Source organism: Stenotrophomonas sp. YJH_SMC_138, from assembly GCF_059369855.1.
This window is the reverse complement of the sequence record NZ_JCAFTB010000006.1, coordinates 174,667-192,255: the sequence shown is the minus strand read 5'-3', so window position 1 is coordinate 192,255 and position 17,589 is coordinate 174,667. Positions and strand designations below refer to the sequence as shown.

13 protein-coding genes are annotated in these 17,589 nt (G+C 66.6%); 12 read left to right on the top strand and 1 reads right to left on the bottom strand.

Translation table 11 applies throughout. The features are described from left to right. Positions 1-70: 70 nt before the first annotated feature. The 4 genes from AC5P7I_RS14385 to AC5P7I_RS14370 all read left to right on the top strand — a co-directional run bounded on the left by AC5P7I_RS14385 (position 71) and on the right by AC5P7I_RS14370 (position 4,302). The gene (locus AC5P7I_RS14385; RefSeq protein WP_262087688.1) at positions 71-1,129 is read left to right on the top strand and encodes an ABC transporter substrate-binding protein; all 1,059 of its coding nucleotides are present in this window, start codon (positions 71-73) and stop codon (positions 1,127-1,129) included. 13 nt (positions 1,130-1,142) lie between these two features. Continuing rightward, positions 1,143-1,976, top strand: a complete 834-nt coding sequence (locus AC5P7I_RS14380) for an ABC transporter ATP-binding protein (RefSeq protein WP_014647218.1) — start codon at positions 1,143-1,145, stop codon at positions 1,974-1,976. Beyond that, a complete protein-coding gene (locus tag AC5P7I_RS14375) occupies positions 1,960-2,736 on the top strand; it encodes an ABC transporter permease (protein WP_262087687.1) in 777 nt (258 codons plus the stop codon). Before AC5P7I_RS14380 ends, AC5P7I_RS14375 begins: the two co-directional genes overlap by 17 nt. A gap of 132 nt (positions 2,737-2,868) precedes the next feature. Further along, on the top strand, positions 2,869-4,302 hold the full coding sequence (locus AC5P7I_RS14370; protein WP_262087686.1) for an OprO/OprP family phosphate-selective porin: 1,434 nt from the start codon (positions 2,869-2,871) through the stop codon (positions 4,300-4,302). A gap of 25 nt (positions 4,303-4,327) precedes the next feature. On the opposite strand, the gene AC5P7I_RS14365 is transcribed toward AC5P7I_RS14370, so the two are convergent. After that, the gene (locus AC5P7I_RS14365; protein WP_041863460.1) at positions 4,328-5,575 is read right to left on the bottom strand and encodes an arsenic transporter; all 1,248 of its coding nucleotides are present in this window, start codon (positions 5,573-5,575) and stop codon (positions 4,328-4,330) included. Positions 5,576-5,868: 293 nt separating this feature from the next. On the opposite strand from AC5P7I_RS14365, the gene AC5P7I_RS14360 reads away from it, so the two are divergent. From AC5P7I_RS14360 to xylA, 8 genes are all read left to right on the top strand, one after another. Next, on the top strand, positions 5,869-7,050 hold the full coding sequence (locus AC5P7I_RS14360) for a serine hydrolase domain-containing protein (protein ID WP_262087733.1): 1,182 nt from the start codon (positions 5,869-5,871) through the stop codon (positions 7,048-7,050). Between the two features lie 106 nt (positions 7,051-7,156). Next, positions 7,157-7,369 carry a hypothetical protein gene (locus AC5P7I_RS14355; protein ID WP_032957243.1) on the top strand — a complete coding sequence of 71 codons (213 nt, stop codon included), beginning with the start codon at positions 7,157-7,159 and terminating at the stop codon, positions 7,367-7,369. 574 nt (positions 7,370-7,943) lie between these two features. Beyond that, entirely contained in the window at positions 7,944-11,072 is a 3,129-nt protein-coding gene (locus tag AC5P7I_RS14350) for a TonB-dependent receptor (protein ID WP_014647213.1), read from the top strand. A gap of 130 nt (positions 11,073-11,202) precedes the next feature. After that, entirely contained in the window at positions 11,203-11,961 is a 759-nt protein-coding gene (locus AC5P7I_RS14345) for a SapC family protein (protein ID WP_134808884.1), read from the top strand. A 3-nt stretch (positions 11,962-11,964) separates the two neighbouring features. Then, complete coding sequence (locus tag AC5P7I_RS14340; protein ID WP_169412775.1) at positions 11,965-12,987, top strand: cupin-like domain-containing protein; 1,023 nt, start codon at positions 11,965-11,967, stop codon at positions 12,985-12,987. A gap of 11 nt (positions 12,988-12,998) precedes the next feature. Beyond that, positions 12,999-14,531, top strand: a complete 1,533-nt coding sequence (locus AC5P7I_RS14335) for a tryptophan halogenase family protein (protein ID WP_169433054.1) — start codon at positions 12,999-13,001, stop codon at positions 14,529-14,531. A 165-nt stretch (positions 14,532-14,696) separates the two neighbouring features. Then, positions 14,697-16,190: a xylulokinase gene (gene xylB / locus AC5P7I_RS14330; protein ID WP_495222165.1), complete on the top strand. Its 1,494-nt coding sequence runs from the start codon at positions 14,697-14,699 to the stop codon at positions 16,188-16,190. Between the two features lie 43 nt (positions 16,191-16,233). After that, positions 16,234-17,568 (top strand): xylose isomerase, encoded by a 1,335-nt coding sequence (gene xylA, locus AC5P7I_RS14325; protein ID WP_262087684.1) that lies wholly within the window; start codon positions 16,234-16,236, stop codon positions 17,566-17,568. Positions 17,569-17,589 lie beyond the last annotated feature (21 nt).

The window sequence follows — 17,589 nt, the reverse complement described above, 5'->3', positions numbered from 1 at the left end:
ACCCGGACGGGCCTGCGTAGACGCGCATGCCCGCCATTACAACGTAGATGCTTCACTCCTGGGAGGGATGATGTACAAGCAGTTCTTCTTGGCCGCGCTGTGCGCGGCCGGTCTGGCCGCGGCCGGATGCAGCAACAGCGGGCGCAGCGAAGGCGCATCCGCCGGCGGTGGCGACAATGCCCCGGTACGCATCAGCGTCGGCTCCTACAACCTCAACAACCTGCCGTTCTTCATCGCCGACGCCAAGGGGTACTTCAAGGACGTCGGGCTGCAAGTGAAGACCGAGAACTTCGCCCAGGGCGGCTCCAAGGTATTGCAGGCGCTGGTGGCCAATTCCACCGACGTGGCCGTCGGCTTCTACGACCACACCATCCAGATGCAGGCCAAGGGCAAGGACGTGGTGGCCTTCGTACTGCTCTCGCGCAACTCCGGCCTGGTGATGGCCGGCCGCGAGGATGCCACCTTCGATCCGGCGCGCCCGGAGACCATCAAGGGCCAGAAGGTCGGGATCACCGCGCCGGGCTCCTCGTCCGACTTCTTCGTCCGTCACTTCCTCGCCCAGCACGATATTCCGGCCGACAGCATCTCGTTGATCGGCGTCGGCTCGGGCGCCGCAGCGGTGGCCGCGCTGGAGCAGGGCAAGATCGACCTGCTCGTCAACTATGATCCTGCCGCCACCCTGATCACCGAGCGCAAGGTCGGCAGGATCATCCTCGACGCGCGCAGCGACGACGGCGCCCGCCAGGTCTATGGCGGCCTGTACCCGACCTCGGTGATGTACGCCAACCAGAGCTTCCTGGACACGCGTCCCGAAGCGGCCGAGAAGATCGCCCGCGCCGAGCAGATGGCCTTGAAGTTCATCGCCGACAACAGTGCTGAAGACATCGTGGCCGCGCTGCCGGACAGCTACGTCTCCGGTGACCGCGCCACCTATGCCCGCGCGGTGGAGAACGCGCGCGCGATCTTCACCCTGGACGGTCACTTCACGCCTGCCGATCTGGAAACACCGCTGAAGGTGCTGCGTGAGTTCAACACGGATGTCGCCAAGGCCGATATCGATCTGTCCCGGACCTATACCAATGCCTTCGTCGAGCGTGCCAACGCTGCGGCGCCGGCTGCCCAACCGTAAGCGGAGGTAAACCATGGCCCTCAATGCCACCGTGCGCCAGTTCAATGGCGCGCCGCAGCTGGAGCCTGCACAGACCATGGTCGCCATCAACAAGGTGACCATGTCCTTCGGCGAATTCACCGCCGTACGCGATGTCGACATCCAGGTGGGTGACGGCGAGTTCCTTGCCATCGTCGGACCCACCGGCTGCGGCAAGAGCACCATCCTCAATTCCGTGGCGGGCCTGCTGAAGCCGTCGTCGGGCCAGGTCAGCATCGATGGCCGTGCCGTCAGCGGCGTGCAGGAGTCGGTCGGCTACCTGTTCCAGCAGGACGCGCTGCTGCCGTGGAAGACCGCGTACCAGAATGTTGAACTCGGCCTGCGCTTCCGTGGTGTGCCCGAGGCCGAACGCAAGGCCAAGGCCAACGCGTGGCTGGCCAAGGTCGGCCTGGCCGGCTTCGAGCATCGCTACCCGCACCAGCTGTCCGGTGGCCAGCGCAAGCGCGTGCAGATGGCCCAGGCGTTGATCGTCGAGCCGAAGGTGATCCTGATGGATGAGCCGTTCTCGGCGCTGGACATCCATACCCGCCACCTCATGCAGAACGAGCTGCTGAGGTTGTGGCAGGAAGACCGGCGCTCGGTGATCCTGATCACCCACGATCTGGAAGAAGCGATCGCCCTGGGCGACCGCGTGGTGGTGCTGTCCTCCGGCCCGGCCAGCCGCGTGGTGCGCAGTTTCGATGTGGATCTGGAACGGCCGAGGAACGTGGCCGAAATCAAGCTGGATGACCGTTTCACCGACCTGTACCGCGACATCTGGGCCTGCCTGCGCGGCGAAGTGGAGAAGAGCTATGCACGCCAAGACTGACAAGTTCATCCAGCTCGCGCTGGTGGTCGCCGTGTTCGGTGGCTGGGAAGGCGGCATCGCGCTGGGCGTGATCGATCCGTTCTTCTTCCCATCGCCAACCGCCATCGTGCAGCAGGCCTGGACCTGGCTGTCCGATACGTCGTTCTATCAGCATGTCTACATCACGCTGACCGAAACCGCGCTGGGCTACATCATCGGCACCGGCCTGGGTGTGGCCGGCGGCGTCTGGCTCGGCCTGAGCCGCCGCTCGGCACGCATCCTCGATCCCTTCATCAAGGGCTTCAACGCGATTCCGCGCGTGGTGCTGGCGCCGATTTTCGTGCTGTGGCTGGGCCTGGGGCTGTGGTCGAAGGTGGCGCTGGCGGTCACGCTGGTGTTCTTCACCACGTTCTTCAATGCCATGCAGGGCGTGCGCGAGGTGAATCCGGTGGTGCTGGCCAATGCCCGCATCCTGGGGGCGAGCCGCAGTGACCTGCTGCGCCATGTCTACTTCCCCGCAGCGGCGAGCTGGATCCTGTCTTCGCTGCGTACTTCGGTCGGCTTTGCCGTGGTCGGTGCGATCATCGGCGAATACCTCGGCGCCTCGGCGGGCCTGGGCTACCTGATCGCGCAGGCAGAAGGCAACTTCAACGCTGTGGGCGTGTTCGCCGGCATCATCATCCTGGCCGCCTTCGTGCTGATCATCGACGCGCTGCTGGACGTGGTCGAGAACAAGCTGATCACCTGGCGTCCCAACGCCCAGGCACAGGCCACCAGCTGACCCGGACGGGCTGAGCCCGCCTGCCGCGCCGCCGGGCCGATCCGGCGGCGCGCGCTTCCTTCCCCGATCTTCCCCCGCACCACCGCAACGGGCCAGCGCCAGGCCAGGGGGCCGGCTGGCCGGAGAGAGCCCATGAACCATTCCAACGTGCTGCCGCTGGCAGCGCTGTCGGTCGCGCTCGGCCTGCTGTTGGCCAGTGGCCATGCCGACGCACAGTCCACGTCCTCGCTGCCCGCGCCGCTGAGCCAGGCCGAGCTGTCACGCCTGGTGCAGCAGCAGGCACTGCAGATCCAGCAACTGGAAGCACGCCTCCGCGCCGTCGAGGGCGGGCAGGGCAGTGCGAGGGCACCGTCAACGCCGCTCGCGCCCGCGCTGGAAACGCGGGTGGCCGCCCTGGAAACCAGCCAGTCCAGGCTGCCGAAGGTCTCCTGGGCCAAGGGTGCACCGGAGTTCAGCAGTGCCGACGGCACGACGGTGTTCCGCCCCCGTGGCCGCCTGTTCGTCGATGCCTCGAGCACCGACGGTTCGGCGGTCGCCGACCGCAACGTTTCGGGTACCGAGATCCGTTCGGTGCGCCTGGGGGCCGAGGGGCGCTACGGCACCCTGGGCTGGGTCGTGGAGGGCGACTTCGCCGACAACGCGGTGGCGTGGAAGTCGGTCTACGCCACGCTGGACCACACGCTGTTCGGCCTGCCGGCCGATCTCACGATCGGCAACCGCTTGAACGATCGCGGTATCGATGGCTCAAGCAGCACCTCCAACACGCCGTTCCAGGAACGCAACGTGGTCGGCACGCTGCTGCTGCCGCAGCGCGGCCTGTTTGGTGTCGGGCTCACCGAGCGGGTGTATGGAAGGGGCTGGCATGCCAGCCTGTCGGTGGCCGGCAACGACCTCAACAACGCCGGCACCGACAACGACAGCCAGACCTGGGCCACCCGCGTCCACTGGAATCCGCTGGACACCGCCGACGCCACGGTGCATCTGGGCGCATGGGCCTTCCACGAGAAGATTCCCGCCGGGGCCAGCGGCGTGGTGCGCAGTTCGGCCATCGCGGGGCATTTCAACGATCTGGTCAGGATCACACCGGGCACGCTGGTGGGCGCCGAGCGCAGCACCGCCTACGGCGCGGAACTGGCCGGCTTCTTCGGCCCGGCGTGGGCAACCGGCGAGTGGGGTACGCGAAGCCTGCGCGGGGCCGATGCCAGCGGGCGCTATGATCGCGACCACGAAGCGTGGGCGATCTCGGCCGGCTGGTTCCTGGCGGGCGCGCTGCCGTCCTACTCGGGCAAGGCCGGCACGTGGGGCAAGGTGAAGGTGGCCGATCCGGTGACGCGCGGCGGCAGCGGTGCCTGGGAGCTGAAGGGCCGCTATGAGGACGTGGACTATGCCGAACTGCCCAGTGGTGGTACCGGTCACGCGTGGACACTGGGCGCGAACTGGTACCTCAACGATTTCAGCCGGGTGATGTTCGAAGCCGTGCGTTGGCAGACCCGCCACCGCAGCGGCAGTGCTGCGGGCAGGGATGAAGGCACCACCTTCAATACCCGTCTGCAGCTGGTCTTCTAGGGCCGGGCCGCCGCCTGCATTCTGGTCACAGCAGCAACAACGCAGCGATGAGTGCAGGCGGCATCACCAGCGCGCCGACGCGCAGGAAGTCGAGCGCGCTGACATGCTCGCCCTCGCGGCGCAGCGCCACCAGCCACAGCATCGTGGCCAGCGAGCCGGTCACCGACAGGTTCGGGCCCAGGTCCACGCCGATCAGCAGTGCGGCACGGGTCTGTGCGGGCAGTTCAGCCATCTGGCCCAGCGAACCGGCGGCCAGGCCGACCGGCAGATTGTTGGCTACGTTGCTCAGCAGTGCAGCGGCGCCACCGGCCAGCCAGCTGGCCTGGTGGGGAGAAGCCTGCGCCATGGCCTGCAGCGCGCTTGCCGCGGTCTGGATGACGCCGGTCTGCGCCACCGCCTCCACCAGCACGAACAGACCGGCCACCAGCGGCAGCACGCCCCAGGCGACATGCCGCAGCAGCGGCAGCGGGCTATGGCGCTGGCGTATCACCACGACCGCCACGCTCAGCGCGCCGGCGCAGAACGTGGCCAGGCCCAGCGGTCCGTTCAGCGCGGACGTCACCAGCAGTACGCTGCCGGTGAACAGCACGCCCAATGCACTCAGTCGGCCACCCTCGGTCAACGGGCGATGTTCCGGTGCGGCGACCAGCGGCTGCGCGATTTCGCGCCGGTGTACCCAGCGCAGCACCAGGTAGGTGGCACCGATCGCCGCCGCCGACGGCAGCGCGAACTGCGCCAGCCACTGCAGCAGTGGCGGCATGTGCTGGCCGTACACCACCAGGTTGGCCGGGTTGGAGATGGGCAGCACGAAGCTGGCCGCATTGGCAATGAAGGCGCAGACGAACAGGTAGGGCAGGGGATTGGCGCGCGCCGCCTTGCAGGCCGCGTAGACCGCCGGTGTCAGCACCACGGCCGTTGCATCGTTGGACAGGAACACCGTCACCAGCGTGCCGACCAGGAACACCAGGTCGAACAGGCGTCGCCCCGATCCGCCCGCATGCCGCACCGCGTACAACGCCAGCCAATCGAACAGGCCTTCGCGCCGCGCCAGTTCGGCCAGCACCATCATGCCGACCAGGAACAGGTAGACGTCGCGGCCTTCGGCTACCGCGCCCCATGCGGTCTGCAGCGATACCGCGCCCAGCAGCGGCAACAGGGCGGCAGCACCCAGCGCCCACACATACTCGGGGATGCGGAAGGGACGGAACAGCAGGCCGATGGTGGCAACGGCGACCGCTGCCCAGATCACGAGGGGGGAATGGGGGGCAAGCATGGAGTGGGGGCTTCAGCGGCACCGGCAGCGACCCCGGCGCAGGTGCTCCTGGCGCACGCGATCAGCGGATGGGCGGCCGCTGCAATCATCGCAGGTTCCGGGATCGCCGCATCATACCGTGCGCACTGGCATGGCGACTGCTGGGGGGCCGGGCGCGTTGGTGACGAACCCGGTGTCCGGTGCGGATAGGCAATCAAGCGCGGCATGACTTCAGGCACTGCGGTGTGACTACATGTGTAGTCACACTGCACGCACACTCACTGGAAGAGAACGCAATGCCAACGTCCTGCTGGTTGTCCTGCGCCCTGGCCCTCGTGATCGGCATCGCGGGGCCCACCCATGCGACGCCGCCTGCCGACGCCCTCGCCACGATCGAGCGCAACGCGCGTGCTTCGCATTCCGATGCGTTGCTCGTGACGCATGACCGGGACACGCTGCTTGAGCTGAAGCCCGCCCCCGCGCAGGAATCCGTGCACCTGATGTCGGCAACCAAGTCCGTCGTCGCGCTGGGCATTGCGTTGCTGCTGGACGAAGGCAAGCTGGCTTCGATCGACGTACCGGTCAGCCAGATCTATCCGGAATGGAAACAGGGCAGGAAGAGCCGCATCACCGTGCGCATGCTGCTGGACCACACCTCCGGCCTGCAGAACGTGGCCAACGCGGGCGCCGAACTGGAAGGGGCCCCGGACCTAGTCAAACTGGCACTGGCAGCCGAGCTGAGTGACGACCCGGGCGCCGTGTTTTCCTACAACAACAAGGCCACCAACCTGCTGCCCGGCATTGTCGAGCGCCTGGCGGGCGAGCCGCTGGATGCCTACCTGGATGCGCGCCTGTTCAAGCCGCTGGGCATTGCCCACCACACCTGGATGAAGGATGAGGCAGGCACTCCGCTGGGAATGGCGGGCCTGTCCCTGCGTGCCGCCGATCTTGCCGCCATCGGGCAACTGTTGCTGGATGGAGGCGTGGCGCCGGATGGCAAACGACTGTTGAGTGAACGGTCAGTGGCATTGATCACTGCTGAAAGTGCCCGCTCGCCTGAGGTGGGCCTGTTGTGGTGGCGGATACCAGCGTGGGAACGCTATCAGCTCAAACCCCGGCTGGATGACCTGCTGGCCGGGCACGGCGTTGACGATGACGTGCGCCGCGCCGTGCAGGCCAGCGCGGGGCGCACGTTCGACAGCCGGGGGCAGTTGATCGCATTCCTCACCGAACGGTTGGGCGCAGACGGGCCGCAACGTTACGCCAGCCAGATCACCGCGCGCGGCCTGAAGCTCGCCGATCTCTACGACATCACACGGGGACCGGTCGTCGGCTTTGCCGCCAACGGCTACCTGGGCCAATACCTGATCATCGTTCCGGAACAACGCGTCGTCGCAGTGCGCCTGATCCATCGGCGCGAGAGCCACCGCGCCCCACAGGACGACTACGCGTCCTTCTTCGCCGATGTCCTGCAATTGGCGCGGGCACTGCAGTAGGTGCTGCCATCATCATGTCCACGCGCTCTGAACAACTTCCTGGAGCCTTCTTCACTGTCGTGCCGCCTAAGGTGGGATGACCCCTTGGCCGACGGGATACTGAAGCATGTTTGATTACCAGGACTGGACCTTCCACGCCAATGGGCGCACGGTGGTGGCGCGCGTGGCGCTGGACGGCGACGGGGGCGGCACCATCAACCGATACCAGCTGATGCCCGGGCCGGCGCAGTCGGGGCTGTGCATCAAGGTCGCCTCCCAGGACGAGGCCGCGCAGAAACTGGAGGTCGAAGTGATGAAGCTGCTGGGACCGGAGTGGTAGCCCCTGCGTAGCACCACGGTGAGCGGCTCATCTGCTCCGTCCACGATCACGGCGTTGGCCGCGAAAACGGCGGAGCCGGACGGAACGAGTACGGCGAGCCGACTGCGGCGGCGATGCGCTGGAGAGCGTTCACGGTGCGTTCCTTTCTGGATGACCCGCAGGCGCGGGCATCTTTCCTGCGGCGGGAGAGCGGTGACTGGATGCAGCAGCAGCCCGGTCATCAGTAGCGGGGTGATTCCAGCGCCGCTACGCGCGCTGCCGATTTGCTGCGCTGCATGGTGACAAGCGCGAACCCGGGTGATTACTCTCCGCTGCAACGCGATGGTAGCGCTACCAGTCGGACGGGGATCCAGGGTCCAGGGGCTGCCTTCTTTGCCGCGTGTTTGTCCTGGCAGGCTTGAAAAGCAAGTGTAAGTCGCGGCGTGCTCCAGCAGCCGTGCTGTTCGGTTTGGAATGCGGGCCACGCCCGTGCGTGCCCCTGGGAGGGGGCGGTACATCCATTCGATCGTATGTCAGAGGGGACTTTCATGAGCACTTGCAGTTTCCGTGGCACCCCGGGCCCGAGGTCCGGTTCATGAGCCGCGCGTTGGCGAAGTTCCGGTCCCGGGCCATGTTCACCTTCGTGGGTGGCGCCCTGGTCATCAATCCTGCGTTTGCGCAGGACGCAGCAACGGCAACCGGGCAGCAGCCGCAGAGCCAGTCGCAGCCCACCCAGCTCGATGCAGTGCAGGTCACGGGCATACGCAACAGCCTGAGCCAGGCCATGGACATCAAGCGCGACTCGGCGGGCGTGGTCGACGCGATCAGCGCCGAGGACATCGGCAAGTTCCCCGATACCAATCTTGCCGAGTCGTTGCAGCGCATCACCGGCATCTCCATCGAGCGCCGTGACGGCGAGGGCGCGCAGGTGACCGCGCGTGGCTTTGGGCCGCAGTTCAACATGGTCACGCTCAATGGTCGCCAGATGCCCGGCGCCGATGCATTCGGTGCCTCCGGGCAGGTGGCCATCGGCGGTGTCGACGGCGGCACTCGCGCCTTCAATTTCGCGCAGCTGGCCGCCGAGGCCATCAATGGCATCGAGGTCTACAAGACCAGCCAGGCACAGGTGCCCAGCGGTGGCATCGGCGCGACGATCAACATCCTGACCTCTCGCCCGCTCGACCACGCCGGCATCGTGGCCAATGCCGGGGCAAAGCTGGTCTCCGACCAGAGCCAGCCGTTCGACAACGACCTGACGCCGGAGCTGTCGGGCATCTTCAGTTACAGCAATCCGGAAAAGACCTTTGGCGTCAGCCTCAGCGCGAGCCAGCAGAAGCGCAAGGGCGGCTCGGTGCAGGCCACGGAGAACTACTGGAACGTGCAGCCCTGGACGGGGTCGATGCCGGGCAACCCGACCGTGGTGAACGCCCCGGCCGTCGGCCAGCTCTATGCGCGGCCCAACGACCTGCGCTACGCGTTCTCCGAATTCGAGCGCGAGCGAGTCAATGGGCAGGCCGTGCTGCAGTTCGCACCGACGGACAGCCTGACCCTGACGATGGATTACACCTACTCGACCAACGAGATCACCGAGAATCGTGGCGAGCAGGGCATGTGGCTGCAGAACAGCAACTACACCAATGTCCAGTTCGACACCTCCGGTGCGGTCGCCACCCCGGTCTACATCCGCGAGATCGCCGGCACCAAGGACTTCGGGCTGGAACAGCAGCGCAGCATGCAGGAGTACAAGCTGGGCTCGCTGGGCTTCAACGCGGTCTGGAATGTCAGCGACCGTTTCAAGCTCAGCTTCGATGCGCACAATTCGAAGAATGAAAGCCGCCCCAATGACCCACTGACCGGCGGCGGCTCCATCTTCATGAGCATTGCCGGCACCAACAACTGCACCCGTGGCCCGCATTGCGGTGGCTCCTGGGTACAGGAGTTGAACTTCAACAATGGCCTGCCGGTCGGCACCCAGGTCTGGTATCCCAGTACTGCCGATGCGATCGCCGGGACCAATGGCGTGGTCAACCCGGGCTTCCAGGAAGGCGAGATCGGCACCCAGGTGCTGCGCGTCAACGCGCAGACCCAGATCAGCAAGATCAAGCAGGCGCGTGTCGACGGCGAATGGAACTTCGACCACGGCCGCTTCCAGTTCGGCGTGGATACGAACAAGTCCACCACCCACCGCATCCAGGCCGCCGAGGCCTATTCGACACTGGGCGACTGGGGCGTGGCCAACGTGGACCGGGATACTGCCGCCGGCCTGATGGACCTGCTGCAGCCGGTCAGCATCGTCGGCCTGTTCGATGACTACAGTGCCAACAGCTGGCCGGCCTGGCGCGGCAATGCCGGGCAGCTCGCGCAATGGGCGTCGCGCGAGTACGGCGTCGGCCTGGGCGTGGATCCGCAACGCGCGGCCGACAACTTCGTGGAAGAGAAGACCAAGGCGGCGTACTTCCAGGTGGAGCTGGACGGGGAGCTGGGCGGCATGCGCACCAATACCCGCCTGGGCGTGCGCTATGAAACCACCGACGTGGTGTCGACCTCGGTCATTGCCGTTCCCGAGTCCATCGAGTGGCAGGCCAACAACGATTTCCGCATCGTGCTGTCCGATGAGCAGCAGCCCTTCACCGAGAAGGCCAGGTACAGCTACATCCTGCCCAACCTTGATTTCAGCATTGACCTCACCGAGGAACTGAAGGGCCGCGTTTCGTTCGGCAAGAGCATCGCCCGCGCGCCGTACGGCAACCTGTATGCAGGGCCCGGTGCCCAGCAGCCGTTCGGCTCGGTGCTGATCGATCCGTCGTCGCGCGCCAGCGGCAATTCGCAGAACCCGAGCCTGAAGCCGCTGGAATCGGACAACCTCGACCTGGGGCTGGAGTGGTACTTCGCCGATGCCAGCTATGTGTCATTGACCTACTGGAACAAGTCGGTCAGCAACTTCATCGGCAACACGGTCGTCCAGGAGAGCCTGTACGGCCTCACCGACCCGACCTCCGGGCCGGATGCGCGGGCGGCGTTGGACTTCCTGACCAGCGGCGCCTGCGTGGCCCAGGTCGGGCCGGCCAATGCGGCCGCCTGCTCAGCCAACGACACCTCGCTGTTCACCGCACTGGCGCTGCTGCGCAACAATCCAGCTGGCCTGGGCGCCTACAACGGCACCGATGCGCAGGTACTGGCCACCGAAGCGGCCTACGATCTGTATGGGCAGGCCAACGACCCGCTTTACCAGTTCAACGTCAATCGCCCGATCAACCAGAACAAGTCCAAGCTGCATGGCTGGGAACTGGGCGGCCAGTACTTCTTCGGTGACACCGGCTTCGGCGTGCTGGCCAACTACACCGTGGTCAAAGGTGATGTCGGCTACAACAATGGCGGCGATCCGGGTATCGACCAGTTCTCGCTCACCGGCCTGAGCGACACTGCCAACGCCATGCTGATGTACGAGAAGTACGGGTGGTCGGTGCGCCTGGCATGGAACTGGCGCGACCAGTACCTGATCCTGGCCAACCAGGGCTCCAGCCGCAATCCGTACTACGTGGAGCCGTACGAGCAGTGGGATCTCAGCGTCAACTACGCGCTGGATGACCACTGGTCCTTCAGCCTGGAGGCGATCAACCTGACCGGCGAGGATGTGCGGTGGCGCTCGCGCACCTCGCAGATGATCGTCAAGCTGGCCGACCAGAGCCCGCGCTACATGCTGGGCGTCCGTTACAAGTTCTGAGCCTGGTTGCCGATGCGTCCGGCACGGTACCGCTGCCCGCCAGCGGTGCCGTGCCGGGACGGTGTCGCCGCACCTGCCGCGCCTGCGCTACCCTGCTGGCCGGCCACCCCGCACTGGACTGGATACCTCGATGGCCCGCTATGAAATGCTCAACAACATCGCGCATCGGGACCTGAAGGTCGCCATCGGATTCGGGCCGCAGTTCGGCGATGCGGTGGGCATGGTGCCGGCCTATCCCAGCGAGTTCGCCGAACTGCAGCGCGAGTATCCGATCTTCCTGCGCCGGGAGGCCGGGACCGGGGCGTGGCAGTCCGTGGCCCTGCTGGGTTTCGAGCAGCACGAGAACCTGTACCTGCAGGACGGACGCTGGAATGCCTCCTACCTGCCCGGCGCGGCCGCAAAAGGGCCGTTCCTGATCGGCTTCCAGGAGCACTACGTGGACGGCCTGCTCACCCAGGACGCGGTGATGCACGTCGACCTGGACCATCCGCGTGTCACCTCCGGCGCCGGTGAGCCGGTGTTCCTGCCGCAGGGTGGAAACACGCCTTACCTGGACCACATCGCCGGCGTGCTGCGCGGCATCCACGAGGGCAGTGCCTTCGCGGCCAGTATGTTCACGATGCTCGACGACTGTGGCCTCATCCAGCCGGTCACGCTTGATGTGCAGCTCGCGCCGCATCACCGCGTGGGCGTGAGCGGATTGCACGGCATCGACCGCGAGCGACTGGCGGCGCTGGACAGTTCACGCCTGGCGGCGTTGAACCGCGCCGGTTACCTGGAAGGTGCGTACCTGATGCTTGCCTCGCTGCATAACATGCGCCGCCTGATCGCCGAGAAGCAGCGCCGTCTCCGCGTCCAGGACGGCAACGCGCAGGCGGTCAGGAACTGACCGGTGCAAGCCTGCCTGCCGATACGGAGCCTGGAAGGCATCGATCCTGCTGCCTTGCCATTGGCCGCCCTGGTGGAGGCCGGTGAGCCGGTCGTACTGCGCGGCATCGCCAGCGGTTGGCCACTGGTCCAGGCCGGACTGGGCGGCGTGCGTGACGCGATGGCGTACCTGTGCAGCGTCGATGCGGGTGCGCCCATCCAGTACTCGTTCGGCGGCGCCGAGATCGCGGGCCGCCCGTTCTACAGCGCGGACTTCACCGGGCTGAATTTCGAAGTGCGGCGTGGCGTGCTCGCCCAGATGCTGGAAGAGATCGCCGCGGCGCTGCATGCGCCGCGGCCGCCAACCTATTACGTGGCCTCGCTGCCGATCGCGCGGGCACTGCTGCCGGCATTCGCGCAGGCCAACGACGCCGGGCTGGCGAAGCAGGGCATCGATGCCGCCGCCAGCATCTGGATCGGCAACCGGGTGACGGCCTCGTGCCATTTCGACACACCCGACAACCTCGCCTGCTGTGCGGTGGGGCAGCGCGAGTTCACGCTGTTCCCGCCCGACCAGGTCGACAACCTGTATCCGGGCCCGCTCGATCCCACGCCGGGCGGACAGGTGGTCAGCGTGGTGGACTTCGAGCGCCCCGACTTCGATCGGCATCCACGTTTCCGCGAGGCGCTGGCGCATGCACGCAGCGCGGTACTTGGGCCCGGCGATGCGATCTTCATTCCCAGCATGTGGTGGCACCATGTACGCAGCCTGGAACCGTTCAACGTGCTGGTGAACTACTGGTGGCGAAGCTCACCGGCCTGGCTGGGGTCGCCGCTGGCGGCGCTGCAGCACGCGATGTGGTCCGTGCGCGACCTGCCAGCGCGTGAGAAGCAGGCCTGGGAAGGGCTCTTCCGTTACTACGTATTCGGCCCCGGCGAGCGCGCCGGGCAACACCTGCCTGACACGGCGCGCGGGGATCTGGCACCTTTCGACGAGCAGCGCGCCCGCCGCATGCGCGCGATGCTGCTGGGCAGGCTCAACCGTTGAGAGAGGGCACCGTGTTGGATACCCAGAGCACGCCTGCAGGGCGCATCCGCAAGGTGGTCATTGCCGGTGGCGGTACGGCGGGATGGCTGGCCGGCTGCGCGCTGGCGCATCAGTTCCGTGACCAGCTGCAGATCACGCTGGTCGAGTCCGAGCAGATCGGCACGGTCGGCGTCGGTGAGTCCACCGTGCCGCCGATCCGCACCTTCCATCGCTTCCTGCAGATTGACGAGCAGGAGTTCCTGCGCGCGGTGGCCGGCACCTTCAAGCTGTCGATCTCGTTCGAGAACTGGCGCCTGCCGGGGGATCGCTTCTTCCATCCGTTCGGCACCATCGGCCACGGCACCTGGGCGGCACCCTTCCATCACTTCTGGCTGGACAGCCTGCGCCGCGGCATGCCCTCGGAGCTGGGCGACTTCAGCCTGGAGAGCATCGCATCGCATGGCGACCGCTTCTCGCTGCATACCCAGCCGCAGGCCAGCTATGCGTATCATTTCGATGCCAGCCTGTATGCGCGGTTCCTGCGCCGCATGGCTGAGGCCCACGGCCTGCACCGGATCGAAGGCAGGATCGCCCAGGTCAGGCAGCACGCGCACGACGGTTCGGTGCAGGCGCTGGTACTGGACGACGGCCAGGTGATCGAGGGCGATCTGTTCATCGACTGCACCGGCTTCCGTGGCCTGCTGATCGAGCAGACGCTGGGCACCGGCTACGAGGACTGGCACGAATGGCTGCCGTGCGACCGTGCCGTGGCGGTGCAGACCGAAGCGGTGGCGCCGCCGGTGCCCTATACCCGTGCGATCGCCCACGAAGCGGGGTGGCGCTGGCACATCGCGCTGCAGCACCGCGTTGGCTGCGGGCTGGTGTATGACAGCCGCCACCTGTCCGATGACGAGGCCGCAGCGAAGCTGCTGCGCGATGCCGGGGCTCCACCCTTGCGCGATCCATGGAAGGTGCCGTTCCGCAGCGGGCGCCGGCTGAAGGCCTGGAACAGGAACGTGGTGTCGCTCGGGCTGGCCAGCGGCTTCATCGAACCGCTGGAGTCGACCAGCATCCATCTGACGATCAGCGCGGTAGTGCGCCTGATCCAGCTGTTCCCGTTCGATGGCATCAGTGCGTCGCTGGTGAAGCTGTACAACGATGTCAGCCGCCAGGAAATGGAGCACGTGCGCGACTTCATCATCCTGCACTACCACGCAACGCAGCGCACCGAACCGATGTGGAAGGCGTGTCGCGAAATGCGCGTGCCCGAATCACTGCAGCAGCGGCTGAGCGCGTGGCGCGAGCGTGCACATGCGTGGCAGGACCCCGGCGAGGTTTTCCGCGTGGAATCCTGGACCAGCGTGCTGCTCGGGCAGGGCATCGCGCCCGGTCCCGCCCACCCGCTGGCGCGGGCCGTGAGCGACGCCGATCTGCGCACCCTGTTGAAGGGCATCCAGCAGCCCGTGCAGCAGGCTGCCGCGCAGATGCCGGCGCAGGCGGAGTTCATCGCGCAGTACTGCAGGTCCGGCGTGGACGTGTGGCGTTCGACGGCAGCAAGCGCGTAGCAGGGTTTTGCGTTGCAGCACGCTTTTTCCGCTGCAGCTGGTTACAGTGCGGCAACACCGCTGGCGATGACGCGCGCGGTGGCAACGAGGGGGCCGGACACCACGCCCCCTTTTTGAGTCCACGGAATGTTAGCGCTACCTTTTTTTTGATCGGAGGCGGTTTCGATGGGTCTGGTTGCAGGGATCGATGCAGGGACGCAGAGCCTGAAGGTGCTGGTCTATGACCCGCGGACGCGGGCGGTGGTGGCCTCGGCCAGCGTGCCGCTCGCGCTGGACAGCGGTGCCGACGGCAGCCGTGAACAGGCGCCTGCCGGCTGGGTGTCGGCCCTGCGCGACTGCTTTGCCAGGATCGACCCCTCGCTGCGCGCTCGCATCGTCGCACTGGCGGTATCGGGGCAGCAGCATGGGTTCGTGCCGGTTGATGATGCTGGCGAGGTACTGGCGCCGGCCAAGCTGTGGTGCGACACCAGCACCTCGGCCGAATGCATCCAGATCATGGACGCCGTGGGCGGATTCCAACGGACCATCGCGCTGGCGGGCAACCCGATCCTGGCCGGCTACACAGCGTCCAAGCTGCCCTGGACCCGGATCCACCGTGCCGACGCCTATGCGCGGCTGGCGACCATCCTGCTGCCACACGACTACCTGAATTTCGTGTTGACCGGGCAGCGGTTCTGCGAGCTTGGCGATGCGTCCGGAACCGGCTGGCTGGACGTGCGCACACGCACCTGGTCGCAGGAACTGCTGCGCGCCACCGATCCTGATCGTGATCTTGCCGCCTGCCTGCCGCCGATCGCAGCACCCGATGCCCTGTTCGATATCGCGCCGAAGGCAGCGGCCGAGTTGGGGCTGCCGGCGGCCGTGAAGATTGCCGTAGGTGGCGGCGACAACATGATGGCGGCAATCGGCACCGGCTGCGTCACGGAAGGGCGGCTGGCGATGAGCCTGGGAACCTCCGGAACGCTGTTCGCCTATTCCGGCTCGCCGGTGATCGATCCGGACGGCGCGTGGGCGGCGTTCTGCTCGTCCACGGGGGGCTGGCTGCCGCTGATCTGCACCATGAACTGCACCGTGGCCACCGAACGCGTGGCCAGCGCCTTCGGTTTCAGCACCCGCGACGGCGATGCGCACCTCCACGCGACGCCGCCGGGCGCAGGGGGGCTGGTGATGCTGCCGTTCCTCAATGGCGAACGTACCCCCGACCTGCCGCTCGGCAAGGGCGTGCTGGCAGGCCTGGACATCGCCAATTTCACCCCGGCGCACCTCTACCGCGCCGCCATGGAGGGCGCGACCTACAGCCTGAAGTACGGCTACGACGCCTTCGTCCGCGCGGGCATGCAGTTCGATCGCATCGTGCTCACCGGCGGTGGCAGCAACAGCGCGGCCTGGCGTCAGCTGGTGGCTGATGTGTTCGGCCTGCCGGTGGACGTCCCGGTCCAGGCCGAAGGCGCGGCGTTTGGTGCGGCACTGCAGGCGCTGTGGGCGCTCGCCCGGGCGCAGGGAGACGCCGCCTCGATCAGCGACATCACCGCGCGCCACGTCACCGTCGATCCGGCGCTGTCCGCACGGCCGGATCCGGCCCGCAGCGATGCCTATGCACGGGCCTACGCACGCTTCCTCAGTCATCTCGATGCCATCACGCCGCTGCAGCGCGGCTGATGGCTCCTCCACGACACCCCGTACAACGACAGGAGCACGCACCATGAGCACGCAGCCCTTCATCGGCGCCAAGGAGTACTTCCCCGGCGTCGGCCGCATTCCGTTCGAGGGCAAGGGCTCGGACAATCCGCTTGCCTTCAAGGTCTACGATGCAAACCGGGTCATCGGTGGCAAGACCATGCAGGAGCATCTGCGCTTCGCCGTGTGCTACTGGCACACCTTCTGCAATGCCGGGCACGATCCGTTCGGCCCGGGTACCCGGCAGTTCCCGTGGGAGGCAGCCTCGTCACTGGCCACGGCCGAAGCGAAGGTGGACGCGGCGTTCGAGTTCTTCACCAAGCTGGGCGTGCCGTACTGGTGCTTCCACGATATCGACCTGGCGCCGGATGCCGACGACATCGGCCAGTACCAGAAGAACCTCTCGCACATGGTGGCCCTGGCCAAGGCGCGCCAGGAGGCCACCGGCGTCAAGCTGCTGTGGGGCACGGCCAACCTGTTCTCGCACCCGCGTTACATGAACGGCGCATCGACCAACCCCGACTTCGCGGTGGTCGCGCGCGCAGCGGTGCAGGTCAAGGCCGCGCTGGAGGCCACGGTCGAACTCGGCGGCGAGCACTACGTTTTCTGGGGCGGACGCGAAGGTTATGCGTCGTTGGCCAATACCCAGATGAAGCGCGAGATCGAACATTTCGCGCGCTTCCTCACCATGGCCCGCGACTACGGCCGCAGCATCGGCCTGAAGGGCAACTTCCTGATCGAGCCCAAGCCGATGGAGCCGATGAAGCACCAGTATGACTTCGACAGTGCCACGGTGGTGGGCTTCCTGAAGGAGCATGGGCTGGACAAGGACTTCAAGCTCAACATCGAAGCCAACCACGCCACGTTGTCCGGGCACACCTTCGAGCACGACCTGCAGGTTGCGTCCGACCATGGCCTGCTCGGCAGCATCGATGCCAACCGCGGCAACGCGCAGAACGGCTGGGACACCGACCAGTTCCCCAGCGATCTGTACGACACGGTGGGTGCGATGCTGGTCGTGCTGCGCCAGGGCGGGCTGGAGGGCGGGTTGAACTTCGATGCCAAAGTGCGCCGTGAGTCGACCGACCTTGAGGATCTGTTCATTGCCCATATCGGCGGCATGGATGCGTTCGCACGCGGGCTGGAGGTTGCCCATGCACTGCTGACCGAGTCGCCCTGGGAGCAATGGCGCAAGGAGCGCTACGCGAGTTTCGACAGCGGCGCCGGCCAGGAGTTCGAGCGTGGCACGCTCAGCCTGCCGGACCTGGCGGGCCTGGCCGCCCGCCTCGGCGAACCGCACCAGGCCAGCGGCAAGCAGGAGCGTTACGAAAACCTGCTCAACCAGTACCTGCTGCGCTGAGCGCGGCAACGGTGCACTCAA

Coding starts and splice junctions, on each gene's coding strand:
- AC5P7I_RS14355 (WP_032957243.1), top strand. CDS start 7,157: ATGTTTGATTACCAGGACTGGACCTTCCACGCCAATGGGCGCACGGTG.
- AC5P7I_RS14375 (WP_262087687.1), top strand. CDS start 1,960: ATGCACGCCAAGACTGACAAGTTCATCCAGCTCGCGCTGGTGGTCGCC.
- AC5P7I_RS14385 (WP_262087688.1), top strand. CDS start 71: ATGTACAAGCAGTTCTTCTTGGCCGCGCTGTGCGCGGCCGGTCTGGCC.
- xylB (WP_495222165.1), top strand. CDS start 14,697: ATGGGTCTGGTTGCAGGGATCGATGCAGGGACGCAGAGCCTGAAGGTG.
- AC5P7I_RS14380 (WP_014647218.1), top strand. CDS start 1,143: ATGGCCCTCAATGCCACCGTGCGCCAGTTCAATGGCGCGCCGCAGCTG.
- AC5P7I_RS14365 (WP_041863460.1), bottom strand. CDS start 5,575: ATGCTTGCCCCCCATTCCCCCCTCGTGATCTGGGCAGCGGTCGCCGTT.
- xylA (WP_262087684.1), top strand. CDS start 16,234: ATGAGCACGCAGCCCTTCATCGGCGCCAAGGAGTACTTCCCCGGCGTC.
- AC5P7I_RS14345 (WP_134808884.1), top strand. CDS start 11,203: ATGGCCCGCTATGAAATGCTCAACAACATCGCGCATCGGGACCTGAAG.
- AC5P7I_RS14350 (WP_014647213.1), top strand. CDS start 7,944: ATGAGCCGCGCGTTGGCGAAGTTCCGGTCCCGGGCCATGTTCACCTTC.
- AC5P7I_RS14370 (WP_262087686.1), top strand. CDS start 2,869: ATGAACCATTCCAACGTGCTGCCGCTGGCAGCGCTGTCGGTCGCGCTC.